General features: G+C 73.7%; 1 protein-coding gene and 1 pseudogene. One reads left to right on the top strand and one right to left on the bottom strand.

Annotation, left to right across the window (positions count from 1 at the left end):
- Positions 1-878 (top strand): glutamate ABC transporter substrate-binding protein (locus E1281_RS39365; RefSeq protein ID WP_347813342.1); only part of this gene is annotated, 878 nt, incomplete at its 5' end.
- 47 nt (positions 879-925) lie between these two features.
- Here the strand turns inward: E1281_RS39365 and E1281_RS39360 are convergent.
- Positions 926-1949, bottom strand: a pseudogene (locus tag E1281_RS39360) (stress protein); the annotation flags it as partial.

The following is a 1949-nucleotide window of genomic DNA, read 5'->3' as shown; positions in this document are numbered from 1 at the left end:
CCCGCACCCTCACCTCCCGCACCCCCTCCTTCCACACCACGGCCGTTCTCGCCGCCCTGGCCGTCCTGGTCCTGGTGGCGTCCCTGATGGCGGCGCCGCTGGTGCACGGGGCCGGCGAGGGAGCGTCCATCACCGGCCAGGACGATCTCGTGATCGGCGTCAAGGACGATCAGCCGGGCCTGTCCCTGCGCTCCGGAGACGGTGAGTTGGAGGGCTTCGACATCGATGTCGCGACCTACGTCGCGGGGCGGCTCGGGGTCTCACCGGACGAGCTGACGTTCGAGCCGCTGTCCTCGGACGAACGAGAGAGCGCCCTGGAGGAGGGCAAGGTCGACATGGTGGTCGCGTCCTACTCCATCACCCCCGAACGCAAGGACCAGGTCACCTTCGCCGGGCCGTACTACGTCGCGCACCAGGACATCCTCGTCCGGCAGGGAGAGCGCTCCATCCGGAAGGTGCGCGACCTGGAGGGCAAGAGGCTCTGCCAGGTGCCCGGGTCCAACTCCTGGCGGCGGGTGACCGAGCAGTTGCAAGTACGGGCCACGCTGGTGAAGGCGAACTCCTACAGCGAGTGCGTGAAGGCGCTGGGCGACGGGCGCCTGGACGCGGTGTCCAGCGACGACCTGATCCTCGCCGGCTTCGCGGCGGGCGCCGGCACGGGCACCGGGGCCGCCATCGGCCTGGTCGACGCGCCGTTCTCCGACGAGCGGTACGGCATCGGCCTGCGCAAGGGCGACCTGGAGGGCTGCCAGACCGTCAACCGGATCCTGACCGGGATGTACCAGAACGGAACGGCCGAGACCCTGCTGGGCCGGTGGTTCGCGGCCCCCGGCTTCGAGGTCGCCACCACCGTCCCCCAGTTCGAGGGCTGCTCCTGAACCAGGCCGGCCTCGCCGCCCCTACCGACCGGTCCCGGCGCGCCCGCTCAGCCGTAGGAGGCGATGGTGCGGGCGTGGGCGTCGAGGACGTGGGCGAACAGGGCCGGGGCGCGCGAGCCGCCTGCCGCGTCCGGGAGGGTCTCCGGGGTGAGCGTCCAGTCCGCGCCCACCCAGGAGTCGGCGATGGCGCCCTCGCTGGAGGAGAGGTTGTTGCAGGACTGCCGGACCCGCATGACGCGCACCGACTCGTCCGCGGGGGTGTCGGTCTCCACCAGCAGCACCGGGACTCCGACCAGCGGGCCGTCCTCGACCAGGCGCAGGATCTGGTGCGCCTGCTCGCCAGCGAGCGCGGCACCGGCGTCGAGGATCACCACAAGCCTCACCGGCGGGCCGCCGGCCGCGGGCAGGTCGCCGTCCTGGCCGCCGATCCGGCGCAGGTCCACCAGGTCGAGCAGGCGCCGGAGCCGCTCGGCCGCCGCCGGCCCGGTGGCCACCCCGCCACCGAGCAGCCGCACGCTGGTGATCGGGTCGAACCCGTGCAGCCAGCCGGCACCCGACAGTCCCGCGGCGTCGATCACCTCCAGCCCGGCCAGCCCGGGTGGGACGGCGGCCAGGAAGCGGGTGGCCAGCGACCAGGCGAAGGCGGCCGAGTCGCCGGGCATCGTGCCCGACGAGAGCCACACGCCGCGCCGCCAGGGCACCCGCAGGACGAGGGGGATCCGCAGCTCGGGCAGTTCGGCGGTGGACAGCCTGCCCACCAGCACCCCCTCGGCCAGGTCGGCGCGCGGCCGCCAGGTCAGCCAGGACGGCGCGTCGAACGGGGCGACCTCCGCGGTGACGTGCGGCTCCACCCGGGTCAGCTCGTCGCGCAGCTGCCCGGCGTCGGCGCGCAGGCGGTCGTTGGCCGCCGCCATGAGCTGGTCGAACCGCCCGCGCGGCGTCCGCCCGGCGATCTCCTCGTTGCGGAGCGTCAGCGCGTGCTCGGTGGAGGAGCGGAAGGAGGCCAGCGAACGGCTGGCGTCCTCCCAGACCAGCCAGCACCGTTCGAGGTATCCGACCTCCGTGCTGGAC

It is taken from the genome of Actinomadura sp. KC345 (assembly GCF_004348515.1).
Lineage (GTDB): Bacteria > Actinomycetota > Actinomycetes > Streptosporangiales > Streptosporangiaceae > Spirillospora.
The sequence above is the reverse complement of the archived record's forward strand: the minus strand, read 5'-3'. Positions and strand labels throughout refer to the sequence as shown.